Annotated in this window: 1 protein-coding gene and 2 pseudogenes; all 3 read right to left on the reverse strand. The window is 60.2% G+C overall.

The features are described 5' to 3' along the window. Window positions 1-497, reverse strand: a pseudogene (locus EN925_RS34940) (M23 family peptidase); the annotation flags it as partial. Further along, entirely contained in the window at window positions 494-904 is a 411-nt protein-coding gene (locus tag EN925_RS34945; RefSeq protein WP_024504491.1) for a DUF1036 domain-containing protein, read from the reverse strand. The gene EN925_RS34945 and the pseudogene EN925_RS34940, both read right to left, overlap by 4 nt. A gap of 84 nt (window positions 905-988) precedes the next feature. Then, window positions 989-1,662, reverse strand: a pseudogene (locus EN925_RS34950) (serine/threonine protein kinase); the annotation flags it as partial.

The raw sequence follows: 1,662 nt of genomic DNA on the forward strand, positions 1-1,662 counted from the left end.
AGATCATTCTGCAGATCACCGGATGGGGGGGCAGCAGTCTTTCGTTGCGCCTGGAAGAATGCAAAATCCTCTTGCGTCGACGGTATCGTTGTCATGAATTTTTCGCTCGCGCTAAGCATGACGTCAGACAGGATTTCGATCTGTGGAGAAACGCCGGCCTGGTTGAGTTCCGCCGGGCGCGGCATTGTCCGGCCTTTGGTTGCGGCGCTGGCATCGGGCGCCAGCGTGATCCACATCGGGTCCCCCGCCAGATCGATAATGGCTGGCACATACACGGATGCGTCCGCCGGCATATCGTCCGCCCCTTCGACCGCATGCAACTCCTCGTCTTCGTCTCCGAACGACCAATACTCGGCGGTGAGGTAGAAACCGGCGGCGATAGAGAGCAGCACAGCCACCGCGAGACCGGCAACAAGCCTGTGCCGAAGCGTGCGCCTGCGAAGGGCCGCGCGCGCCTGCTTTTTCTGCCTGAAGCTCGTGTCGATACCGTGCGTCACGGATTGCTTCCCGTAAGGAAGAAAGTCCACCGCGCCTGTTCGAGGGTATCGACTTCAAGAAATTGTGCCGCGATATGGCCGCGCTGCCAGCACTCGTCGATGCCGCGTATCGAAAAACGTCGCCGCTCAATGCACATTTCGGTCGATCCTGTGAGGATCGCATGACCAAACACGTCCGTTGCGTAGATGTAGATGTAGCGGTTCGTCAGTTCCTCACGAATGACGTTTACGCATTGATTGGCGCCGATGGTCCACCAGCCATCGGTCTGGTCCGCATTGTCGACCTTCTGGCCGACGGCGAGATTGACGACATCCAGAGTCTGATTGCAGACCGTGAACTCGGCGCGCGCTTCGCTGGATGACAGCACGGCCAACAGGGCCGCCCCCCCCATGACCGCAAGCCTCATGCTGCCACGCAGGGCAGGGGCCCGAACCGGATCAAACTGCCTTATCGGCGGGTCAGAGCGGCTGAGTTGCATCGGGCGCCCATGCTATCCGCCGAGCCGGAAATACTGGGCGGTGGCAGAGAATTGAGACCCGTCGGTCTCGATTTCTTCGAGAATCTTGGGGAGCAGCACCGAGGCTGGCATGGGCGTGGAGAACGCGGCTGCCTGGATGTCCTGAGGGCCCGTGATCACCATTATGATCTGCGGCACCGCCTTTCCGGCGGCTTTGTCGGCGGCCCCGAGACCAATCGGGATGCTGAAAGTAGCCTTGCCGGGTTCTACGACGATGCGGTCGTCGAGATTGAACACCATGCCTTTATGGTCGATCAACAGCACGCTGGACCTGAGCCCGCCACGCGTCACCAGCGTTCCGCTGATCGGCGTACCGTTTGGCACCGATGTCCGATCGAGAACAAGCTGCGGCTTGTCTGATGCGGTCTGCCCGATAAAGCGCAGAAAATTGGTGACTTCGCATTGGCTTGGTTCAATGAGCCGGACGCTGATGTCCGGCTCGACATGGAATTTGGCCTGGAACTCGGCCAGCATGCCTTCGAATGGCTGGACCGATGTTCCAAAGCCTTCGATCGCGGCAGCCTTGTCGGTTGCTGAGGTCATCGTCGCATAGAAACAGTCGCCGCCGCCGAAGTCGCGAACCCATGACACCCGTTGGGCGATGTCGTCGACGGCCGGGGGAATCTCCGGTTTGGGCACGTTCAACG

The organism is Mesorhizobium sp. M7A.F.Ca.US.006.04.2.1, assembly GCF_004022915.1.
GTDB lineage: Bacteria > Pseudomonadota > Alphaproteobacteria > Rhizobiales > Rhizobiaceae > Mesorhizobium > Mesorhizobium ciceri.

What these genes read in the sequence shown, in the direction of transcription:
- EN925_RS34945 (WP_024504491.1), bottom strand. Translation starts at nt 904, where the DNA reads ATGAGGCTTGCGGTCATGGGGGGGGCGGCCCTGTTGGCCGTGCTGTCA.